At 61.0% G+C, this 23,428-nt stretch carries 14 protein-coding genes; 3 read left to right on the top strand and 11 right to left on the bottom strand.

Annotation, left to right across the window (positions count from 1 at the left end):
* Window position 1 precedes the first annotated feature (1 nt).
* The 9 genes from DD236_RS04235 to glyA all read right to left on the bottom strand — a co-directional run bounded on the left by DD236_RS04235 (window position 2) and on the right by glyA (window position 10,668).
* Entirely contained in the window at window positions 2-1,297 is a 1,296-nt protein-coding gene (locus DD236_RS04235) for an ABC transporter permease (protein WP_243409902.1), read from the bottom strand.
* Window positions 1,294-2,475, bottom strand: coding sequence for an ABC transporter permease (locus DD236_RS04230; RefSeq protein ID WP_109093089.1), 1,182 nt, complete (start codon window positions 2,473-2,475; stop codon window positions 1,294-1,296). Before DD236_RS04230 ends, DD236_RS04235 begins: the two co-directional genes overlap by 4 nt.
* Window positions 2,468-4,024 (bottom strand): ABC transporter ATP-binding protein, encoded by a 1,557-nt coding sequence (locus DD236_RS04225; RefSeq protein WP_109093088.1) that lies wholly within the window; start codon window positions 4,022-4,024, stop codon window positions 2,468-2,470. Before DD236_RS04225 ends, DD236_RS04230 begins: the two co-directional genes overlap by 8 nt.
* A gap of 116 nt (window positions 4,025-4,140) precedes the next feature.
* Entirely contained in the window at window positions 4,141-5,229 is a 1,089-nt protein-coding gene (locus tag DD236_RS04220) for a BMP family lipoprotein (protein ID WP_109093087.1), read from the bottom strand.
* A 171-nt stretch (window positions 5,230-5,400) separates the two neighbouring features.
* Window positions 5,401-6,483 (bottom strand): mannose-1-phosphate guanylyltransferase, encoded by a 1,083-nt coding sequence (locus DD236_RS04215; protein WP_109093086.1) that lies wholly within the window; start codon window positions 6,481-6,483, stop codon window positions 5,401-5,403.
* On the bottom strand, window positions 6,483-7,565 hold the full coding sequence (locus tag DD236_RS04210; protein ID WP_109093085.1) for a YihY/virulence factor BrkB family protein: 1,083 nt from the start codon (window positions 7,563-7,565) through the stop codon (window positions 6,483-6,485). Before DD236_RS04210 ends, DD236_RS04215 begins: the two co-directional genes overlap by 1 nt.
* A 34-nt stretch (window positions 7,566-7,599) precedes the next feature.
* Window positions 7,600-8,391 carry an exodeoxyribonuclease III gene (locus tag DD236_RS04205; RefSeq protein WP_109093084.1) on the bottom strand — a complete coding sequence of 264 codons (792 nt, stop codon included), beginning with the start codon at window positions 8,389-8,391 and terminating at the stop codon, window positions 7,600-7,602.
* A 102-nt stretch (window positions 8,392-8,493) separates the two neighbouring features.
* The gene (locus DD236_RS04200; RefSeq protein ID WP_109093083.1) at window positions 8,494-9,378 is read right to left on the bottom strand and encodes a bifunctional methylenetetrahydrofolate dehydrogenase/methenyltetrahydrofolate cyclohydrolase; all 885 of its coding nucleotides are present in this window, start codon (window positions 9,376-9,378) and stop codon (window positions 8,494-8,496) included.
* Window positions 9,379-10,668 (bottom strand): serine hydroxymethyltransferase, encoded by a 1,290-nt coding sequence (gene glyA, locus DD236_RS04195; RefSeq protein WP_109093082.1) that lies wholly within the window; start codon window positions 10,666-10,668, stop codon window positions 9,379-9,381.
* 183 nt (window positions 10,669-10,851) lie between these two features.
* Here glyA and DD236_RS04190 point away from each other — a divergent pair, with 183 nt between their 5' ends.
* The gene (locus tag DD236_RS04190) at window positions 10,852-11,649 is read left to right on the top strand and encodes a DUF364 domain-containing protein (RefSeq protein WP_109093081.1); all 798 of its coding nucleotides are present in this window, start codon (window positions 10,852-10,854) and stop codon (window positions 11,647-11,649) included.
* Window positions 11,646-12,002 (top strand): pyridoxamine 5'-phosphate oxidase, encoded by a 357-nt coding sequence (locus DD236_RS04185; protein ID WP_109093080.1) that lies wholly within the window; start codon window positions 11,646-11,648, stop codon window positions 12,000-12,002. Before DD236_RS04190 ends, DD236_RS04185 begins: the two co-directional genes overlap by 4 nt.
* 68 nt (window positions 12,003-12,070) lie before the next feature.
* On the opposite strand, the gene DD236_RS04180 is transcribed toward DD236_RS04185, so the two are convergent.
* Window positions 12,071-13,516 carry an MFS transporter gene (locus DD236_RS04180; RefSeq protein WP_109093079.1) on the bottom strand — a complete coding sequence of 482 codons (1,446 nt, stop codon included), beginning with the start codon at window positions 13,514-13,516 and terminating at the stop codon, window positions 12,071-12,073.
* Window positions 13,517-13,661: 145 nt separating this feature from the next.
* Here DD236_RS04180 and DD236_RS04175 point away from each other — a divergent pair, with 145 nt between their 5' ends.
* The gene (locus tag DD236_RS04175; protein ID WP_109093078.1) at window positions 13,662-14,228 is read left to right on the top strand and encodes a winged helix-turn-helix domain-containing protein; all 567 of its coding nucleotides are present in this window, start codon (window positions 13,662-13,664) and stop codon (window positions 14,226-14,228) included.
* A gap of 251 nt (window positions 14,229-14,479) precedes the next feature.
* Here DD236_RS04175 and DD236_RS04170 read toward each other — a convergent pair whose 3' ends face one another.
* On the bottom strand, window positions 14,480-23,419 hold the full coding sequence (locus tag DD236_RS04170; protein ID WP_109093077.1) for a type I polyketide synthase: 8,940 nt from the start codon (window positions 23,417-23,419) through the stop codon (window positions 14,480-14,482).
* Between the last annotated feature and the right edge of the window lie 9 nt (window positions 23,420-23,428).

Below are 23,428 nucleotides of genomic sequence, written 5' to 3'. Positions count from 1 at the left end.
ATCACGCCTTCACGTAGGGGGTGTTCTCCGAGGCCGGCGGCCGCGACCTACCCACGAATCCAGCCACGGCGAACACGGTCACCACGTACGGGATCATGTTGATGAGGTTGGACGGTGCGTTGAGGTTCAGGCTGGGCAGCAGGATTGCCACCGAGTTTGCGAAGCTGAACATGAGCGCGGCACCAACGGCACCGAGCGGATGCCACTTTCCGAGGATCATGGCGGCCAATGCGATGTACCCGTTACCGGCGGACATATTGTTGTTGAACGAGTGGCCGATACTTGCACCGATGGTGAAGTAGGCGCCACCCAGGCCCGCAAGCGCGCCGGAGAGCAGCGTGTTGAGCACCCGGGTCCGCCGAACATTGATGCCCACGGATGCGGCGGCATGAGGATGCTCGCCGCACGCACGCATGCGCAGGCCCCAGCGCGAGCGGAATAGGAAGATCGTCAGAACAATGATCACGAGGTACATGAAATACGTCAGCACGGTCTGATTGAAGAAAACCGGCCCAATGATCGGTATATCCGCAAGCAGCGGGATCTTGATGTTCTGAAGATTCATGCTTGAGGAATTCAGTTCTGGCTTATCGGAGAGCACCGATGAGAAGAAGAAGGTTGTCAGGCCCAGTGCGAACACGTTGAGCACAACACCGACGATGATCTGATCCACGTTGTATTGAACAGCGAATAGAGCAAGTAGTGCGCCCATGAGGGCGCCAGCGATCGGCGCAGCGATGAGACCAGCCCACACTGAGCCGGAAGCCGAAGCCACCACAACGCCGGCAAACGCACCGGTCAGGAGCTGACCTTCAATCGAGATGTTGACGATTCCTACGCGTTCGGCCACCACGCCCGAAAGCGATCCGAAGATCAGCGGGGTGGACAACGCCAGAGCCGATGCCAGCGTGGCGGTCACGGTAATGAAACCAGCGGATCCGCCGCCCTGCCAAGCAAGCAGTGCGAACACAACGGCAAGGCCGGCTACGACGGCTGGAATCACGCCGGACTTCTTGCGTGAAAGAGCCCGAACCAGTGAGTACACGAAGATCAGTGCGCAGATGGCGGTGGCCACCCAGCACAGCATGTTTGAATCCACGGTCCAATCCGGAAGCTGGAACCGATCTTTGCGGTTGAGGTTCCAACGGAAGACCGCTTCACCCTCGGCACGGAGCGCGAAGAAGAGAGAAATCAGCGTGGCAACCAAATATGTGATGGGCATCTTCCAGCTCATCTTGGCGGTCACATCGCTGTGCTCGGAGAGAGTCACACCCATTGCTGGAGTCTTGACGCTCATGCCGCCACCTCCTTCTCCGCTTGAAGAGTTAGGTACTTACGCATTGACACACGATCGCGCTTGGGCAATCGGAACAGCCACCTGACGAAAGGCGGTGCCGCGATGAGGAGCACAATCACAGACTGCAGAATCAGCACCATATCGATCGGAACGCCCGCCTGAACCTGCATAATGCGCCCGCCAGCCTTGAAGCCGCCGAACAGCAAACCAGCAAAGACGGTCCCAATGGGCGAATTGCGCCCGAGCAGCGCCACAGTAATCGCATCGAAGCCCAAAGATCCGGCCACGCCGGCATCCAAGTACTTCATGGTTCCCGTGAGCTGAACGCCACCGGCAAGGCCAGTTAGGGCTCCGGACAGAGCCATCGTCAGAGCGGTGACCTTCCCGATATTCATACCGGCAGTGCGCGCAGCATCCGGGTTGGCTCCCACCGCACGAAGCTCGAAGCCCCACGTGGAACGCTCCAGATACCACCAGACGAAAATGGCAGCCAAGATGGCGATGACGATGCCAAGGTTCAGCTGGAAGGGACGCGGAAGAAGCTCGGGGAGCTGGGCATTAGCGTCGATTGTCTTGGTACGCGGATTGGCGGACCCGGCCTGCTGGAAGGTAGGCAGGGTCAGAATGTGACGCAGGAACAGCAACGCGATGGAGTTAAGCATGATGGTCAAGATGACCTCGTTAGCTCCCGTACGCGCCTTGAGCACGCCGACGATTCCGGCGTAGATAGACCCTGCGAGGATCGCAGCCACAATGCACACCAGCATGTGGATCACGGGCGGCATCGAGAAGGCGAAACCGAAGTAAGCGGCGGCGATCGCCCCCATCATGACCTGGCCATTACCACCAATGTTAAAGAGCCCAGCCCGGAATCCGAGCGCCAGCCCAAGACCGGCAATAATCAGCGGAGATGCGGCGTGGATTGACGAAGTCAGCGGCGCCAGCATCCCGGCCAAGCTATCGGCCTCATAGTTGAAGATTGCTCCACGGAACATGGCGGCGTAGGCATCGCCCACACTTGCCCCGGCAATCAGAATCAGGATGGCCCCGATAATGAGCGCCACAACAACAGCTAGAACATAAACTAGCCAGTTCGAACGCACCCCAACGTGCCAAGCGGCCTTAACCCACTGGCCGAAGGACGCACGCGACGGCTTCTGAGAGGTATCCTCACTCATCCTTCAAAACCTCCTCGTGCTCCATAGACTTATCACTAGCCACAGCTTCTTCGTAGGGGACGCCGGCCATCATGAGGCCGAGCACCGCACGATCAGTATCCGCGGGAACAATGCCAATAATTCCTCCGCGATACATCACGGCGATCCGATCGGCCAATCCCACAACTTCATCGAGTTCCGAGGACACCACGATCACGGGCGCACCGGAATCGCGCGCCTCGACAATGCGCTGATGAATGAATTCCACCGATCCAACGTCAACACCACGGGTGGGCTGGTTGGCCATGAGCAGGCTCAGATCTTGCGACAGCTCGCGGGCAACAACTACCTTCTGCTGGTTTCCGCCGGAAAGCGTGGAGATAGGATCGCTAGCCTTGCCGATTCGGATATCGAATTCCTTGACACGCTCATCGGCATTCTTAGCCACGGCATCCGGACTCATTGCCGGACCCTTGGCGAAGGGGGCCTTCTTGTATTGGTCCAGCACCAGATTCTCGGCGATAGTGAACTTGGCAATCATGCCCTCGGTGGAGCGGTCCTCAGGAATAAACCCGATCCCCGAATCCAACCTACGGCGGACGTTCTCGTGCGTGAGGTCCTCGCCGTCCAGAATGACGCTACCGGAATTGGGCCGCGTAATGCCCAAAATAACATCGGCTAGCTCGGACTGGCCGTTGCCCTGAACACCGGCGATGGCAACGATCTCGCCCTTTTCCACTGTCAGGTCAAGGTGGTCGAGCACCATCGTCCCATTGGGTGCCAGCAGCGAGAGATTGTTCATCTCAAGGCCTGCACCCTGCGGATTAGCCGCTCCCTTATCCACACGCAACAACACGGGACGGCCCACCATCATCGTGGCCAACTCTTCCGGAGAAGACTGCGGGGATGCCTCTCCCACAACCTTTCCGCGGCGAATCACGGTGATCTTATCGGCCACCGCGCGTACCTCGCGAAGCTTATGCGTGATGAAGATGATGGATGTACCCTCTTCGGCCAATTGCCGCATGATGGTCATCAGTTCGTCAGTCTCTTGTGGGGTGAGCACAGCGGTGGGCTCATCGAGCACCAGAACAGAGGCGTCGCGTGAGAGCGCCTTAACGATCTCCACCTTCTGTTGAGTACCGACCGGCAGATCTTCGATGAGGGCATCGGGATCGATATCAAAGCCGAATCGCTCGGACACCTCGATCACGTGCTGACGTGCCCGCTTAACGTCGATCAGCCCAAGTTTCTTGGTTGGCTCATAGCCGAGCGCAACGGATTCCGCCACCGTGAAGACCGGCACCAGCATGAAGTGCTGATGCACCATGCCAATTCCCGCGGCCACGGCGTCTCCGGCGGAAGAGAACTTGACGGGTTTGCCGTCAAGCAGGATCTCGCCTTCATCGGCATCGTAAATGCCGTATAAGACGTTCATTAGTGTTGATTTACCAGCGCCATTCTCACCGAGTAGCGCCCGGATTTCCCCGGGTTCTACCACGAGATCAATATGATCGTTGGCAACGAGGGAACCAAATCTCTTGGTGATTCCCTGTAGCTCCAGCTGCACTACAGCCTGCCTTTCGTCGTGTTCCAGCCGCCGGGTAGGCCTCTGGAAACGCTGCCAATGTCAAGAAAGTCCGGGCAGCCTCCCCAAGGCGGCCGCCCGGACTATCTCAGTGCGTCTTACTCAACTTCGAAAGCTGCCTCAGACTCAACAACGATCGTGCCGTCGATGATGTCCTGCTCGAGCTGATCGAGCTCATCAGTCAGACCATCGGGAAGCTGATCCTCGAAGTCATGGAACGGAGCTAGACCAACGCCGCCATTCTCGAGAGTGCCAACGTAGTTCGTGCCATCCCAGTTGCCTTCGGCACCGGTCTGGATGGTGTCGAATACAGCGTTATTGATGTCCTTCTGGACGGACGTGATCACGATATCCTTGTAATCGGCTGCGGACTCGTACCAGTCCGAATCCACGCCGATGATGTAGGTGGAGCCATCAGACTGAGCAGCGGCTGCCGCACCCAAGCCAACCGGGCCGGCCACGGGCATGATGATATCTGCACCCTGCTGGATCAGCTGCTGAGCAACCTGGGTACCCTTTGTCTGATCATCGAAATCGTTGGTGAACTGGCCGGACTGCTTGTCCTTGTCCCAGCCAATAACCTCAACATCGCCGTCATTATCCTCGTTGTACTTGGCAACGCCATCCACGTAGCCATCCATGAAGATCGTGACGGACGGGATCGGCACGCCACCGAACGTTGCAACCTTGCCAGTTTCGGTCATGGCAGCGGCGGCATAGCCTGCGAGGTAAGCGGCCTCTTGGGTGTTGAACACAAGTGCGCGCTCATTGCCGGTGGGCTCTTCGAACGTCGCGTCAACAAGAGCGAAGTTCAGATCCTCATTGTCCGTTGCGGCGCCCTCAACAGATTCGGTAAGCATGAAGCCAACGCCAATGGTTAGGTCACAACCGGCTGTGACCATAGCCTGAACATTGTCCTCAAAGTCCGAGGAATCCTTGGACTCAGCTGTTTTGACCTGAACGCCAAGATCATTCTCAGCGCGATCGAGGCCTTCCTTGGCCGATTGGTTAAATGACTTATCATCCCAGCCGCCAGCATCGGAAACGATGCAGGCGAGGTAATCGATCTGCTCGGCAGGCGGGTTGGTGGAATCCGTCGCCCCGTCGGAACTATCGTCGCTCCCGCCACAGGCGGAGAGAGCCAGAGCTGCTACACCAATGGCAGCTGCGAACTTCGTGTACTTCACGCGTATCTCCTGTAAATGTAAGCCCTCAGTGCCGCTGATGCAGCACCAGACGCTCTAAGTCTAAAGCCCCACGAGCACTTTTTTAAGCCAAAAGGAAATCTCGCCCTAAGAAAAACAGTCTAGTCACTATAGCTTTAGTATTTAACGTGAATTCGCGGCTATAAGCCTAACCTATTGTAGGTAACCCAAGCCCGATTCCTCGAGAGTATCAACAGCCCCTTTTACCTGCTGTGATGCAGATTTCTGCGTCACTAAGATGACATCGTCCATCTCAACCACAACAGCATCTGGAACGCCCACCACTACAACAGGCTTAGTTGACGTATAAACTAGTGAATCAGGTGAGTCTAAGATCACTGTCGGCTGACTTACACCGCCGGGTGCCGCATGAGCACCGCCCGCCTCGGGAACGACGTCCCCCAACGAGGCATAATCGCCCACATCAGACCAACCCATTTCGCACGGAACCACGGCCACGCCACCCTCGGCAGCCAGCGGCTCAGCAACGGCCCTATCAATCACTTCTACTGGAAGAGGTTCCCAACACTGTTCGATGGTTCTCTCCCGATCTGGACCGTCCCAGCTTCGGCCAAGTTGCCGTAAGGGTTCGGCGATCTCTGGATGAAAGCGTTGCAGCGCGTCTAGCAAAACTGAGGCCTTGGCGATGAACATTCCCGCGTTCCAGAAATACTCACCGGTTGCCAGATAGCGCGCGGCTACCTCCGCCTGAGGCTTTTCCACGAATTCGGAGACGGAAAGGGCCGCGGCTCGAGTCGTCGTCGGTAAATCAGCCCCTCCGTGTATGTAGCCGTACGCGGTGGACGGACCATCCGGAGAAATCCCGATGGTCACCACATAACCGGCCTCCGCGGCCTCGATGGCACCGCGCACCGCCTCCCTGAAAGCACCCTCATCCGTAATGACGTGATCGGCAGCGAACGAACCCACGATTGCGTCCCCGTGCCGATGCTCGATTATCGCCGCCGCAAGTCCGATTGCGGCCATAGTTCCGCGCATTTTAGGTTCGACGACGACGTCAGCCTCCCCAGCCTGCTCCCTCACATCATCTGCATGTGAGGCGCCAGTGACGATCACCGGGCGGGAAGAGAGCGGTGCCAGACGATCTAAGGTGAGTTGGAGCAGGCTCTTCCCACTCCCGGTGAGATCCGTGAGGAACTTAGGCCTTGCCTTGCGGGATAGCGGCCACAGGCGCGAGCCGGCACCACCGGCGGGAATAATCGGGTAAAAATCCACTACTCTCCTTCACTCGTGCGGTCGGAATAATCGATCTTTGACACGCTGACTCCGTGATCGTTTGGTTCAGTGTGTTCAACGGGCTGAACCATCATGTCTCCCGTGACCGGGTTGAAGTTCCAGTTCAAAGTCTGCGGCTCGGTCAGGGTGATGTAGTTGGGCGTCTCCTTGAAGTGAAGCTCCTCGGGAGACTCGATCTTCTCAGGACGGGGCGGATTCGCCATGAAGGCTGACGCCATGAGCACCACGCGAGCGCAGAGGTTGAGCCAAAGGAGCAAGGTGGCGATAGCGGCCACCGAGGCCAACAGAGCGTTGTCTGCCACCGAGCCAACGGCCGATGTTCCCAGCAGCCGGATCACAGACATGGCCACGCCGCCAATCGCGCTGCCCACCCACAGATCACGGCGTGGGACGCGCACTCCGGACATGATGCGCACCAGGAATGCCAGAATCAGAGCATCCACGGCAACCGAGATCAACAGCGTTCCGACACGGATGAGGAACCGGGAGGCTGCTCCCTCGATACCAATCCAGTCCAGCACTGTGGAATTCAGGCTCCCGGCGCCAGTTGAGATGACCGAGGAGGAGGCGATCCCCACCGCCAAGACGACGAAACCGCCGAGATTGCGCAGGTTGAGCAAGACTGGATTTTCCTTGACCTTACGGATGCCGAACATCGCGCGGATCGAATTCGCGAAAGCACCCATCGTGGACATGGCCGTCCACAAGAGCACAACCGCAGCAATAATAGAGGCTAGGTTCACCGCCGAATCAAGCACGAGAGCGTCCGGATCGATGATGCCACCCGATCCATCACCTGTATCGATGATCCCGGGCAGCGCACTATCAATCGAATCGAGAACCTGATCCTTAAGCTCTTGATTGTTGCCCAACACCGACATAAAGACGGTCCAAGCAATTGTCAGGCCAGCGGCGATCGAAAACAGCGCCGAGTAGGCGATTCCGCCCGAGAGCAGGCCGCCTCTGGCGGCACCATAGCGCGAGAGCGATCGGACTATCCGCAGATCCTGGACGCGCTCAGCGAATGTCTTGGCCTTTGCTACAGCAGATTCCGTTTCCACGAGTTGTCCTCTCTATTGAGGGCGTACGGACGCCCTAGTCTTCGTAATCTACTATGAGCGGGGCGTGATCGGACCATCGCGCATCGTATGCGGCAGCGCGATCGATCTTGAAGCTTCGGGCCTTAGAAGCAACGGCTTCGCTAGCCATTTGATAATCGATTCTCCATCCCACGTTGTTATCGAAGGCCTTCCCACGCTGGGACCACCACGTGTAGGGGCCCTGTTCCTCACCCGTCAGGGAGCGCTGAACGTCAACGTACCCCAGTGATAGCCACCGATCCACGTAGGCGATCTCGGAATCCAGCACACCCGAGGTGCGGTTGTGATTGGACTTCCAGTTGGTGATGTCTAGCGGGGTATGGACGATGTTGAAATCGCCAGCTACCAGGACGTTCGAGGAAGCGAACTCTTCAAGACGTTTCGAAACTAGCTCAAGATGGGCATACTTGGCCGCCATCTTTTCCTCGTTCTTGGCGTCGCCAGAGTGGAGGTAGGCGGATACCACTGTCAGCTCCGGCAGGTCCACCTCCAGCCACCTGCCCGTATCCACGGGTGGCTCATCTACGGTATGAACAGCAACGCCATCGCGGACCTCGCCCACGTCGATGCCGTGGCGTACCGCCACGGTCACTCCCGCACGGCCCTTGATATCGCACGCGCGAGTAAAGACCTGATAGTCCGAGCCAATCAGTGATTCGGCGATATCCTCAGGGGCGCGGACCTCCTGTAGGAGAAGTACATCCGGTGAGGTGGCGGCGATCCATTCCCCCATACCCTTGCGGGCCGCAGCCCGGATACCGTTGACGTTGCAGGTGGCGATTCTCAAACCATCTCTCCTTGCTTGTTGCGCTGGGGTTGCGCTTCGTTGGATGCAATGCTTGCTCGGCTAGCCAGGTGAAGAGCACTGCTAGTTGCCTGCCTCGCGCTGTTAGCTAGGCGTTGCGGCCTGTTCGGCGGCCTTAACCACGTTGGCGAGCAGCATCGCGCGAGTCATCGGCCCCACTCCTCCCGGGTTGGGGGAAACCCACGAGGCCACTTCGCCCACGGCCGGATCAATATCTCCGGCGATGCGGTACTTGCCAGCGGCCTCGTCATATACACGGGACACGCCCACGTCTAGGACAATGGCGCCCGGCTTAACCCAATGGGCCTTAACCATATGAGTCTGACCGGTCGCGGCAATCACCACGTCCGCCGTCCGGACCTTCTCCGCTACGTCCTTCGTGCCGGTGTGGCAGAGGGTCACGGTTGCATTGATCGCGCGGCGGGTCAGGAGCAGCCCAATCGAACGGCCCACGGTGACCCCTCGGCCAAGCACGCAGATGTCCTTGCCGTGCAGGTCCAGCCCGTGGCGATCGATCAGCTCGATAATCCCGGCCGGAGTGCACGGAAGCGGGGAGGTGATCTCCTCGTTCACGCGCAGGACCAGCCGGCCGAGGTTCGTAGGATGCAGGCCGTCCGCATCCTTGGCCGGATCGATCAGTTCTAGCAGATCGTTCGTTGGCATTCCCTTAGGCAGCGGAAGCTGGACGATGTAACCTGTGCAAGCTGAATCTGCGTTGAGCTGCTCGATGGCAGCGCGAACGTCCGCTTCGCTAGCCGTTTCCGGCAGGTCCACGCGGATGGAGGCGATGCCCACCTGCGCACAGTCCCTGTGCTTTCCAGCAACGTAGGAGACAGATCCGGGATCCTCCCCCACAAGGATCGTGCCAAGCCCGGGGGTAACCCCGCGCGCCGCGAGCGCAGAAACACGTTCGGTCAGCTCCGTCCTAATCGCGCCAGCCGTTGCCTTCCCATCAAGAATCTGTGCCATTTAGGCCGCTCCCGTCTGATTCAGCCCCTCGTAGAGTGGGAACTTCTCAGTGAGTTTGTGGATTCGGGCGGCGAGCGCATCCACGTTCGCGTTCTTGCCGTCCACCAGCGCCGTAGCAATCACATCGGCTACCTCGGTGAATTCGGCCGCGCCGAAGCCTCGGGTGGCCAGTGCCGGAGTGCCGATGCGCAGGCCGGAGGTGACTGCGGCTGGGCGCGGATCCCACGGAACAGCGTTGCGGTTCACGGTGATTCCCACATCATGCAGGAGATCCTCGGCCTGCTGTCCGTCCATCGGCGAATCACGAAGATCCACGAGGACTAGATGAACGTCGGTTCCACCCGTCACGAGTGAGACGCCCGCATCGCGGACGTCCTGATTCGTCAAGCGCTCGGCGAGGATGTTCGCACCCTCGACCGTGCGGCGCTGACGATCCTTGAAACCTTCACCTGCGGCCAGCTTGAGGGCCACTGCCTTCGCCGCCACCACGTGCATGAGCGGGCCACCCTGCTGGCCGGGGAACACGGCCGAGTTGAGCTTGCGCCCGAAGGTTGCCGCGTCCCGAGAAAGCAGCATGCCCGAACGGGGGCCTCCAAGAGTCTTGTGGATCGTGGTAGACACGACGTCCGCATAAGGGACCGGGTTGGGGTGCAGGCCCGCTGCGGCCAGCCCGGCGAAGTGTGCCATGTCCGTCCAGAGGTAGGCACCCACCTCGTCCGCGATGTCGCGGAATGCTTGGAAGTCAAGGTGACGCGGGTAGGCGGACCAGCCGGCGATGATCATCTTGGGGCGGGTTTCTAGGGCCTTTTCACGGACGAGGTCCATGTTGATTCGGTAGGTCTCCGGGTCCAGCCCGTAAGCCACCATGTTGTAGTTCTTACCCGAAAAGTTGATCTTCATGCCGTGGGTGAGGTGGCCACCATGGGCCAACTCAAGACCCATCACGGTATCGCCCGGCTTGACGAGGGCGTGGTACACGGCTGCGTTGGCCTGCGCGCCGGAATGGGGCTGGACATTGGCGTAATCTGCATCAAAGAGGGACTTCGCGCGCTCGATGGCCAAAGCCTCCACCTTGTCCACTTCCTCGCAGCCGCCGTAGTAGCGGCGGCCCGGGTAACCCTCGGCGTACTTATTGGTGAGAACCGAACCTTGCGCCTCCAAGACCGCGCGGGGCACGAAATTCTCCGAGGCGATCATCTCAAGGTAATCGCGTTGGCGTTCCAGCTCTCCGTCAAGAACTGCCGCAACGTCGGGGTCAAGGCTGGCAATATGCTCGTTCAGCTCGGACATGCATCCTCCTGCAAGGGCGAAACTTTTCGCTGAAATTCATGGCTCAAGTAGGCCACGCCGCTTGTAGCGGCCTTTCTAGGCTAGCCTAGTGCCTAGGTCCCACGCCCGTTGAATCGAGTTGCGAGATGGGAGCCCACCAACATTCCCGACTAGCGTCCGTCGAGATTTCGACGAGGAGAACACGTGAACGGCAGAGTCCCGAGCAACAAGTGGCAGCTCTATGACGAGCTCATCGATCTCATCCCCCGCGACACTACGGTAACTTCAACGTCATTGGGTCACGTTGCCCTCGTGTGCAACAGCGCCGGTGGCGCTGGGATCGCCTCGCATGACCGTGGCGGGCAGCGCGACGATTACTTGAATGCCCCGTCAGAACCTTGGGACCAGATCAGAGGGTGGCCACTGCGCGACGCCGCAGCACTCGTCAAATCGTGGGACTTTTCCAAAGCAAGTGTGGGCGTCGCTGCCCTCAACTCCTGGCTCAATTCTGCCGAACGCCTCGAATCCTCAGGCCTGCGGATCGATACATTCGACACGGACGTCTTCACCACCCGGGCTCCCGAGCTGGCGGGCAAGAAGGTGGCGATGATTGGACACTTCTCCCGTGGAATCACCGCACTGGACGCGGCCGAACTAACCATTCTTGAACGCGACCCACACCCCGGCGATCTACCCGATTCCGCCTGCGAATATGCCCTTCCCGGATCTGACGCCGTGTTCATCACTGGCATGACCGTTGCTAACAAGACGTTACCTCGGCTCCTCGAGCTGGCTGCTGGGGCGCGCATCATCCTGACGGGCGCCTCCGTCCCATTCGCGCCGGAAGTCTTCGCCAACCGCGGCGTCACCGAGCTGGCCACCGCCTATATATCTGATGCAGAGGCGGCCCGCGAGCTTATCGCATCGGACCAACACATGCCCAAGATGCGCAGTGCAACCCACCGCTTCACCGCCGTTCTCCCCGAAAGCCCGCAGCTATGAGCATCCCCGTCCCACCCCAAGACCTCGCCCGTGTTGCCGCGGGTTACGGCTCGGCAACCCTAATCACCCTGCCCGCCAGCGGATTTGCGAAGGTCCTCACCGTGGACCCTGACATCGCACCGGAAGGCACCATCACCATCGCGAATCCGTCTAAGTCAACCACCGCGAACCTCGCAGCAAACTCCCACGCCACCTTGGTCTGGCAGCCTCGCGAGCGCCACGGCTGGACCCTCATCGTGGATGGCCACGCCAGCCTCACTGAGGAAGGGAAAATCGTCGTCGTTCCAAAATCCGGGATGCTGCACAGACCTGCGGCTCACGCGGACGGGCCAAAACCACCAATCGAACCGTGAGACTCGCTCCACCCCAAGATCCTGCCGAACTTCCGGTACTTCATAAAGGGACAGCGGCGGGACTTCGCCTACTCGTAACGCTCCGCATGTTCTGTCCACCCAGATTCCTTCGGGATCTTACGCACACTGGGGCTGAAGAGCGCAATCGCTGCGGACGTCGCGCAGAGAGCCGCACACAGGAGGATCGTGCCCGTGCGGCCTATCCAAGCTAGCCCGAATCCCGCAACTAAGGGGGCGATAGGCATCGCGCCCATGGCGAGGACCCCGATGGCACTGGTTGCCCGCCCAAGCATTTCGGTCGGGACGGCCACCATGAAGTAGCCAAGCAACCCGGAGTTCAGGGCTGGGGTAAGCACGGTCGAGGCCGCCAATAGCACCGCGATGCCCGCGATGGAGTGGGCGACAGTCAAGCCACCGACTCCCACAGTGAGCAGTACCAGGCCACCAGCAACGAGGATGCCAGCTCCAACCCGCTGGACGAGGAAAGGCGCAATCAACGCTCCAATGAGCATGACGATACCCATCGTCGAGGACACCGTACCGATCTGCACAGGCGTATGCCCAGACTGCTGTAGCACATAGATAGCCGTAGTGATAGCGGCATTTTGCCCCAGGTTAATAATCGTGGCGATGAGCATGGCGTTGCGGAGGTCAGGACGGGAAAAGAGCCACGCAAAGGCCTCTTTCATTTCGCCAAATGCGCCCGTCTTGGCAGGCGTGGGAAGCGAGTCGCTAGCATGAGCATTAGAACTAGCCGAAGCATCGTCTGGATCCTGCGCCGTGCAGCCTACAATATGCTCACTGCTCTTTGCCGTAGGCGATTCAGTATTGTGCTGGAGCTTTGAGCTGGCCACCAAATCGCCCATTCGGCCGAGTACCCATGCGGTGGACGCGGCAATAAGGTGGGCAACACACATGGCAACACCAACCATCCACCCGCCGATTGCTAGCAGAAAGCCGCCAATCGGGTTGCCCGCGATCATAAGTGCCGCGTCGCGCCCCTGATTCGCGGCCTGCGCCCTTCCGAGGGCTTCAGCCGGAACGATGCTCTTAAGCTTGGCCTCCCCCGCTGAATTGAATATGCCGCCGCGGATGGCGAGGAGAACCTCGATCACTAGCAGCGTCGTAAAGGTCAGGTTCCCCAACCACGCGATCGCAGCGAATCCAGCAGAGATAATCGCGCCGCTCAACCCACCTAACACCATAAGACGGATTCGCGAGTGCCGGTCTGCCAGAACGCCGCCCGAGAGCGTGCACACAATCTGGACCGCCAGCCCCACTCCACCAATAATTCCCGCCTGTGCCGGATCGTTCGTCACCATGAGCGTCAGTAGCGGAATTGCAAAGTTGAGGAGCGTGCCAGCAAGGCCCTTGCTTGTGTCCGAGACCAGCCATGTCACATAGCGCTTGTTAGCCCACAAGCGCTCCTTCGGTGAAGGAAGCTCTGGCGTGGCGTCCGAAACTTGAGTCCCCGTGGGTTCGCCGCGTTGTGCGGTTTCAGTTGTCTCAGACATCAGTCACTCCAATCACTCACGCCCGCCGGCTCAGGACGGTTTCCACGAGCACTGGCTGAATGCGATGACTTCACAATACTTCCGCAACTTATTTTGCGCAACTATTATTGCGCAATGTTTATTGTTTAGTTGGTAGCATGCGGGTATGGCTCTCGAAGATTCCACGATGACAACGGCGATGCTGAAAGCAATGGCTAATCCACTGCGCCGCGAAATCCTCACGGCCCTGAACCGGTATGAGTACGCACGAGCCGCTGACCTCTCCAAAGATTTAGAGATTCCCGCCAATAAGCTCAGCTTTCACCTTCGCGTTTTGGCCGACGCCGGCCTCATTCACGAGGCTCCCGAATACGCTCGAGATCGTAGGGATAGGGTGTGGGCAGCCACGCGTGGATCGCAGTCCATTGGCAGCCCAACGGCCCCCGTTGCCGACGAAGCTCTGGGCCTGTCTGTTCTACAAAGCCTCGCCGAGGATCATCAGCAGGTGCTCAGCCGCCTAGTTGCGTGGGCCCCCGAATATGTCGCGGGCCGTGACGCCGAGGTTCACGGAACCTTCACGCGCATGTCTGTTCGCCTGACGCCCGCACAGTTCGAGGAGATCTTGAAAGACTTTAGTGACCGAGTCGATCAGGCACGCGAGACTGCCGATAAGTCTGATCCCGATAGCCGGCTCTGGCAGATCGATATCGTGGCCGCGGACGATCAAATCTAACGTTCGCCCTCCCGAATTTTGCGTCAAACCTGCAGAAGCAACAGCCAGTTTGCGTCAAGCCTGCGTAACTGAATGCGGAGGCGCGGCTTCGTCGTCGTCCTTCCCGAATTTTGCGTCAAGCCTGCGAACGCGGGAGCGCTCCTCCAAAACATGAATGTGGCCCGGGCCAGACAAGACAATAAGTCTCACCCGACCCGGGCCGCAACGCACCCGCTAGGCAGCACATACGCACTGCCTAGCGCGATCGCTACTTAGTACACGCCGCTCTCTCCTAGACGAGAATCCAGATCAAGAAGCATGGCGGCCTCTTGCTCGTGGGCGTCGCCATCGAACCGGCGCCCACCGGCCTCTTCGAATAGAGGCGCGTGCCCGATCATTCCCTTGGCCAACTGGCGGTGACCGCTGGCCAACCGTTCACTGGCCCGTGAGCGCCACTCACCGGCCGCTTCCTGCCCGGAGGCATTCGCTACGGCTTGTTCGAAAGCACCTGGGTGAACCAGCGCCACGATGGCGGAGACGTGCCCGAAGCCGAGCGAGGTCAACAACGCCGCCTTGACGGTGCCCACCTCGATTGGCTTGCGCGGCCACACGAGGAAGGAATCGCTGGCGAACTCGGGATCCAGGCAGTCAAGCGACTTGTTGCCGGGAACCGTGGAGTTGGCAAACACTTGGGTGAGCCCGGACATCTGGAACAGAGCCGCGCCACCCTTCGAGTGCCCGGTCAGGGTCTTCTGGGAGATGACATACAGCGGGTTACCCTCGGAGCGCCCGAGGGCGTTTGCCAGCCGCATGTGCAGCTCGGCCTCGTTCGGATCGTTCGCGTTGGTGGACGTATCGTGTTTGGACAGCACCTTGATATCGTCCGCCTCGACACCCATCGCCTGAAGGTTGCGCGCCAACCGCGAGTTCTTCCCGCCGCGTCCAGCGGCCAACGCCCCAAGCCCGGGAGCCGGAATCGAGGTGTGGATGCCGTCCGCGAAGGACTGCACGAATCCAACTACGCCAAGCACGGGCAGCCCCAGCTCTTGAGCCAGATCGCCGCGCGCCAGCAGGATAGTTCCGCCGCCCTGGCTCTCCACGAAGCCTCCACGGCGAATGTCGCCGGCCCGCGAGAAGAAACGCTCGGAGATCCCCTTGTCGCGCATCGCCTGCGAATTAGCGGTGGCGTTCATGTCCCCAAATCCGATGAGGGATTCGATCTGGAGATCGTCGATGGCGCCGGCCACCACGAAGGTCGCCTTGCCAGCGGTGATCTTATCAACGCCCTCTTCCACGGACACCGCGGCGGTGGCGCAGGCCCCTACCGGGTGAATCATGGAACCATAGCCGCCGATGTAGCTCTGCATCGTGTGTGCCGCCACCACGTTGGGCAGGGTCTCCTGCAGGATGTCCTGCGGGTAATCGTCGCCCTTGAAGCGGTCCACGTACAGGCGGTGCATGGAGGTCATGCCACCAAAACCGGTGCCCTGCGTGGAGGCCACCTCGGCCGGATGCAGGTTCGCCAGAAGCTCGCCCGGCGTGAAGCCGGAGGCCACGAACGCGTCCACCGCAGTGAGCAGGTTCCAAATGGCCATGCGGTCCATCGATTCGGTCATGGACGCCGGGATGCCCCAGTGCGACGGATCGAAATCGGTGGGGAACTGGCCGCCAACGGTACGCGAAAGAGTGGTGCGCCGCGGCACGTAGGTGAGCGATCCCGCTTTGCGGGTCACCTGCCACTCCTCGTCCACAAACGCGGCGGAGGTTCCTTCAGGATCGGCCTCAACGTGCGCCTTGGCGGCAGCCTCGTCCGCAACCGCGAAGGTCACATCGGACTCGAGCCGAACCGGAGCCACGTCAACAGTGCCAAGATCGGCAAGCACGCCGTCGTCCACGAAGGCGCGAACACCCGAACGTGCCACAACCTGATCGCGGAAACGCTCCCAGATCTCGGCCTCGTCCACGAACTTCTCGTCCTGGTCATACCAACCGGGCTGCGGGGTCTCGTGCCACTGCAGCAGGCCCATCATCCAGGCAAGCTCAAGGACGCCGGCGGCGGTTAGCTCCACATCGCCGTCATCCGTGATGCCCAGTTCGGCCTGTAGGCGGGTACGCGAGGAGCCCCACGGGCCAACCTCGCCCACGCCCACCATGACTACGAGATCCTCAGGCCGGGCGGTCACGCCACTCCAGTCGGCACTATCCGCACCAACCTGAGAAACAGTTTCTGGGGTGGGCAGTGCCTTGATGGCGGGCTCGGATTCATTTTCTACCGACGACGACGGAAGCGAGGCCTCCAGCGCCTTCAAATCCACCTTGTCCAAGCCGCCTGTGAGATCGGCTTCTACGGGGCCGTTCGCAGCTTCGGCACGGGTTTGCGCGGACGCGAGGCGAGCAAGCTGCTCTCCCATTTCCGCGGTGGACCAGGTGTGAACGCCAGCGGCCTCGACGGCTGAGACGAGAGGATCGTTGTGGCCCATGAGGCCCGTGCCCCGGACCCAGCCGATCTTCGCGTGCGCAATGGAGGTGTTGGCCCCCCACGGCTCGGAGCTCCACTTGTTGCAGATCGCATCGAATGCGGCCTTGACCTCGCCGTATGCGCCGTCCCCACCGAAGGTTCCACGATTCGGGGAGCCCGGGAGGATGGTGTGGAGGCGGTGATCAACGTTCGTTTCGCCGCCCACGGCGGAAAGTCCGCCGAGCAAGCGCTCAACGCCCCATAGGAGCACGCGGGCCTGATTCTCGGTTTCGTAGCCAGAATCCACGAGCGATCCGCGCACGCCGGGTGCGGCGAACGGCAGGAGGATATCGGGGGTCAGCGCAGGCTTGATCAGCTTGGACGTTGCTCCAACGGTTTCGCGCTGCTCGTTTCCGATCCACTCGATGAGCGAATCGATATCGCGGAAGCTCGCGAGGTTGGCGGGAACCAGCCACAGCTCGGCCGATCCGGTGGCGTTGGTGCGGTACAGCTCCTTTGCGAAGGAGAGCCGCGCCGTGTTGATGTGGGAGGCCGTCATGATGACGGTTGCTCCGCCCGCAAGGAACTGCCCGGCCGCGGCACCAGCGATCGAATTCGGGGTCACTCCGGTGATGACGGCAACCTGGCCCTCAAATTCGCCCGGGGTGGTATCACGAGCCGCGGCAGCGATCTCCGCAAAGCGCGGGTTGTTCTGGCGCGCGTTCTGCCATTCGGCCTGACGCGCCACCTCTTCACCCACACCGCGGAAGTTTGCCTCTACCGGGTAACCGGCGGCGATGCGCGCAACGTCCTCGCGGGCAGTTGCCCAGCGATCGCACAGGCGAACCGTGCGGCGAGCATCGAAGCCGGGTGTCACGAACTTCTCCCAGCCATTACCGAGTTCGGCTGTCATGGCCTCGCGAAGTGCGAGCTCAGCAGAATTGTCCTCTGATTCGGCGGCTTCTGGCTTCTTGCCCAGCTTGGCAAGGAGCTCGTAGGCCGTATCGGCTAATACGTCCGTGATCTCCTCGGAGAACGCGTCAAGCGCGGCCGAATCAACCACTGCCCCGCCGGCGCCTCCGGCGCTCGGGATGGAGACGGACACACCGAAGGCCGCAGCTACCTCTGCAACGGCCGCATCGATAACCGAATCGAGTTCGGCGCCGTTCTTCGGGGTGGCGAGCGTTGCGAGCTCACCGCCGCGCAGAGACTTGCCCTCGCGGGTTCCCAACACGACGGTGGCGCGTACGTAGGCTCCCCAACCCTCACCGAGCTGCCACACCGTGGAGACTCGATCGTTGATGCGGGCGGGCTTAGCGCCAGCCGCACCCGTGATGGCGCGAAGGCGTTCATTGAACACCTCGGACAGCACTGGACCGAACGGCGTGTAGCCGTGAGCCTGCGAGTTGATCGTGGGAACCAGCGTGGAGAGCGTTGCCTCAGCCGCACCGTCCAGTGCGGACAGCTCGAACTCGGCCGTCATGTCCATGAGGATTTGGTTCCGCTTGGAGGACACGCCGTTGGTCAGTGTCTCCACCGTATCGCCGTCCACGATCTGATCCACGCGAACCTTCGTCTGTTGAGCAAGCAGCATCCGAAGGGCGTCGCCAGCACGGAACGGAAGATCGGCAACGGGCCCCGAATTGCCGGCCGGAACAGCGGACTGTGCCGGTGGGCGTGCCGGGGATGTCATCGATTCCGCAGGAGCGGACTCTTCAACCGGTGCCGGTGCCGCCTCAGGGGCAGCAGTCTCAGGAGCTGCCACTTCAGGCGCGGCCACCTTGGCAACATCTTCGTGCAGGACGCGCTTGGCATCGCGCTGGACGTTGAACACCGTCACGTCGGCGCCGGCGTTCTCCGGGAGAGCCAGAGTCTTCGTCGCGAGGTTCGCGAGGGTTGGCGATGCCGCCAAGCCGATCTCCACAATCTCTTGGATACCGGCATCGAGGATCGCCTTCTGTGTCTCGATCCAGCGGACCGGTGAAGCGAACTGCCAAGCGAGCAACTCCACGAGGAGCTCGCGGGCTACCACACCAGGGTTGGCCATAACCTCATCGAAGTGATCACGCAGGTGTGCAACTGAATCCGAGGGCACAACCTCGAGGATCGCATCCATAAAATCGGTTGTGAGCTCGAACGGGCGCGCCACGAGGTTCGGGACGTAGTGACCCACGAGGGTGTCCAGCCGGACATCTTCGGGCAGCAGGCCCTTAAGGAGCTGGCGGAAGTCCGGCACGCCATCGCGTAGAACCGAAGAGTGGAAAGGAACATCGATACCAGGGATGAGCATGAACGGACGCTTGCCGCCGTAGGCTGCGGCGCGGCGAGCCGAATCGGCCCCGAGCGCCTTGAGCCCGGCGATGGTTCCAGCAACAGCGTACTGCTGACCCGCAAGGTTGAGGTTCACAACCTCAAGGAACTCGCCAGACGTCTTGGAGACCTCGGCGATGTAATCGAGCACGCCGGAATCGTCCACTCCAAACTGGTTCGGGCGCAAGGCTCCGAGCTGGTAGTTGGAGCGGCCCTCGCTATCGCGGGGAACCAGATGGTGCATAGTGGAACCGCGCTGGAACACGATCTCCAGCACGTTCTCCAGTGTGAAGATCTGGCCGTAGGCAGAGAGCGCCGTGTATTCGCCGAGCGAATGGCCAGCAAACGCAGCACCATCAACCAGCGCGCCCTGTTCCCGCAAGCGCTCAGTCTGAGCGATCGCAACGGTAGCAAGTGCTACCTGAGTGAACTGGGTGAGGTTCAAAATGCCCTCTGGATGGAAGTACGTGACACCCTTTGCCGTAACAGACTTCGGGTTATCCCGTACCACCGCGAGGATGGAGAAACCAAGGTTCTCACGGGTGTGGCTGTCCGCGCGCTCCCACACATCGCGGGCGGCGGGCGAATCGGCCCGCTCGTCCAGCGCCATGCCAGCCGCCTGAATGCCCTGACCGGGGTACACGTACGCGGTTGAGGACGCAGCGGCAGAGGCACTGGCCTGCGCCACAACCTCGCCCTCGATGCGGCAGGTGACCTCGAGTGCCAGCCCGCCACCGCGGATGCGTCCAACACGCTCCACCGTGATCTCCACGTCATCGGACAGGTTGACCATGCCGAACATACGGTAGGTCCAGCCCGTAAGCTCCAGATCCGGAACCGCGTGCTGGGCGGCGGCGCACAGCCACATGCCGTGTACAAGGGCTGCGTCCATACCGGACATCTTCGCGGCGCGAGTGGAGGTATGGATCGGGTTGAAATCTCCCGAGACAATGGCGAATGCCGTCATGTTCTCCGGTGCGGTCACCGTGATCTTATTGAGGGTAGAGCGAGGCGTATCAACAACCTCTCCCACGTGCCCACCACGGGCGGCCGGATCGGCCGGCAAATCGGTGGTGGTGACGCGGCCACGCATAGCGAAACGGTCCACGAATTCGATAACCACCGAATCGGCACTGGTCACACGGGTCTTGATAGTCACCACGCGGCCGGCCGAAGACTCCTCGATGCTCGCGCAGTGCGAGTGCGAGGTCAGTTCGCCCTCGCGCAGAATCTCTTCGATGGACTCGTGAAGGTTCTCCGAGTGATCAAGGTGGACTGCCGAGAGCAGGCCCTCAATGACGGGGTAATCGTTCGCCCAGCCAGAGCCGATAGCGGCGTAGATGGTTGGCCAGCACGATCCGAGGATCGAGGAGGGCGCCACTTTGGTAGAACCCGGTGCCGTTACACCTGCGTGCAGGGACCCGATCTCGGGAGAAACGGCGAAGGTAAAGTGTGCTTCCCCATCCACGAACTCGGGGAGGGATTCGATGGGAGTTCCACCGATCGTCGTGGTGCCTACACCGGCGGTGACTGCAAGCATCTTGCGCATGTCATCTGCCAAGCGGGCATCGTCCACCACCGGAAGCCCACCGTTGTGTACGGATTCGGGCAGGGTGATCGGGATAATCAACTCGCGCACCGCGTGCTGGACGGCATTGGTTCCGTCCCAGAAGGTATCGAGCGGAACGCGCAGCTCAAGGCCGGCCTCCAACTCGCGGATTTCCACTTCTTCCACGAGAGCGGCCGGGTTCTCGGCCAGCTGTCCGTGCCACATGACGTAGGGAACGGTCCGCAGGTACTCGTCGCGTTCGGCCGCCTGCCTCGAGAACAGCTCGGGCGCCGGTCCGTCGAGCAGCCCGACGGTGTAATCCTCGTAGCGCGCCAGAATGTCCGCAATCGGCTCGTCCACAGACGTAATGCCTGCAACCGAAGTGGGGCCGGGAATAATGCTGACCTCATCGGCGCTGTAGCGCGAATCATGGGACTGCCATAGTGAATCGCTACCCCAGCGCTGCAGTACATCCTTACCAATGTTCGAGACAAACGGAACGGGCTTCGGGAACTTCAGGCACAGCGAGAGGAACCAAGCTGCATCCACCGCGGTCACGAGAGTGGTCTCTGCGTTCGGGTAGGAAGCAACAAGAGCATCGATGGCTGCGTGAGGATCACGCACGGCCTCCTGATCGGCGAAGATCGTCGCGATCTCCCCGTGATCGGCCGGGCTGAGGCGAGCCTCAAACCTCTGGAGCATCTCAAAGAGGCGGGTGACCAGACCGTCGTCGGTCCACGGATAGGACAACTCGGTGTAGCGGCGCACAACCTGCGCGTACGTCATGGCCTCGAGATCGCCAAAGTAGGGCTTACTGGTTTTGTTGATCGCCTCGATGATTTCATCCCGGCGGGCGGCGATAGCTTCTTCATCGCCATCAACCTCAACCAACAAACGTCCGGCGGCCGAGGAGGAGTTCTCCACCTGGTAAATATCGGCGCGAAGCTGGGACAAACCGGAAGTGACTCCACCGCGAACGGCACCGCTGGCGATCCAGCCGCCCTTGTCCTCGGCAGCAACGCCCGGCGTGGCAACAAGAAGCTCCTTGACGTCGCGGTTGGTCTTGGCCTCCAAAGCCGTCATGCCAACGGTCCCGATGAACACGGCATCCACGGGCATGGGCGGGCGGCCCCACTGACGAGACCATTCACCCGTCAGGTAAGCGGCCGCGCGCTCGGGAACGCCCATGCCGCCACCGACGGTGAGGATCACGCCAGCCTCGCGGATCTCGCGGTAGGTGGCCAGAAGCATATCGTTGAGATCCACCCACGAGTGGTGGCCTCCGGCGTGGCCGTCCTCCACCTGAATAATGAGGGGCATCCCCTCAGTTACACGGGCGATCGCGAGGACCTGGCGGATTTGATCCACCGTGCCCGGCTTGAAGCCCAGATAAGGGAAGCCTTCGCCGCGCAGGCGCTCAATGAGCTCAACAGCCTCCTCGAGGTCCGGGATACCGGCGGAGATGGTCACGCCGTCAAGAGGGGCTCCAGCAGCGCGCTCGCGCGAAACCAGGCGGCGGGCACCGAACTGCAGATCCCACAGGTAGCGATCCAAGAACATCGCGTTGAACTGGGCAGTGCGTCCCGGCTCCAGCATCTTTCGTAGGTCAACGAGGTGCATGGACAGGACCTCTTCGGTTACCTGACCGCCACCGGCAAGCTCCACCCAGTGCCCGGCGTTGGCCGCGGCGGCCACGATCTCCGGGTCCACGGTTGTGGGGGTCATGCCACCCAGGATGATGGGCGAACGGCCCGTGAGGCGGGAGAACGCAGTTTGAAGCACCCGGTGGCCCGCCACTGTGGCGAGCTCGGGAGCGTAAACCGACCAGTCTTCGGCGCGCACCATGCGCGGCCCGCCGGAGATGAACTCGTCACGTGCTGCGGCGATTCCTGCGTCCACGTAGGTGATGCCGGTGCCAGCAAGGTTTTCGGTGGTCAGACGCTGGAGGTTACCCGGACCAAGATCCACCACGTAGCCGCGGCCGAAGTCCTCTACTGTTTCGGCAACTTCGCCTGCCCAATCGAGCGAATCGGTCAGGACGGCGCGTGCCAGCTTATCGGCATTCTCCACAGAGATGCCGCAGCGCTCTGCCCAATCGTCCACCATAGCCACAGCGGGCTCCAGCAGGTGGGAATGGAACGGGGCGTCCACGTCAAGGAACTCAGCAACGGGAGTGATCGGGGCGCCCCCGGTCTTCTTGGCGGCGCGGATTGCGGCGGACTCTTCGGCAACCGAATCCAGTTTGCCTGTCAGGCGCGCCAAATCAGCGGGCCGGCCCGAAACCACGAGCGAGTTGTAAGAGTTGACGATCGCGAGGTCCGCGTCTACTGACTGAGCGAGCTCTGCCAAAATATCGCGCGGGACGCCACGTACGGAGAGCATGGCGGAGTTTTCACCGCGCTCGGCGCCGGAGGCTCGGGTGGCCTTGGTAGCGGCCGCACCGATGAGGCGGGCAAGGGCCAGCACCGAGGCTGGCTGATCGGACTCGATCATGGCCGCGGCGAGCACTCCTTGGGAGTGACCGATCACGGCGTGCGGGGTTGCCGTCACTACTCGCGAAACGTCCAGCCAAGCCCCATACTGGGCCAAGAGAATACCGGGAACGGAGGCAAAAGCGCCCGTCGCGGTGGTTGCACCAGTTGCGGAGGCTTCGCTGGCGGGGCCCTCTGCGGTGGCCGGGTTATCTGTCAATCCGAGGCGGCCCGCGCTGATAACAGTCAGTTCGGGCAGGACGGGGGCAAGAAGCTCCTCAGCCTGACCATCAATCTGTACCAGCTGCTGGCGGATTTCTCCGGCTGCACCGGTCAATTCGCCGAGCTCGCGGCGCCAAGGTGAAGACTGGCCCGCAAATTGTACGATCCAGGGAGTCCCAGAGTTAATTTCGTGCGTAATCATTTCTCGTCT

The sequence above is a fragment of the Ancrocorticia populi genome, from assembly GCF_003123745.1.
Classification (GTDB): domain Bacteria; phylum Actinomycetota; class Actinomycetes; order Actinomycetales; family Actinomycetaceae; genus Ancrocorticia; species Ancrocorticia populi.
Note: the sequence above shows the minus strand (reverse complement) of the source record. Positions and strands in the feature narration are given on the sequence as shown.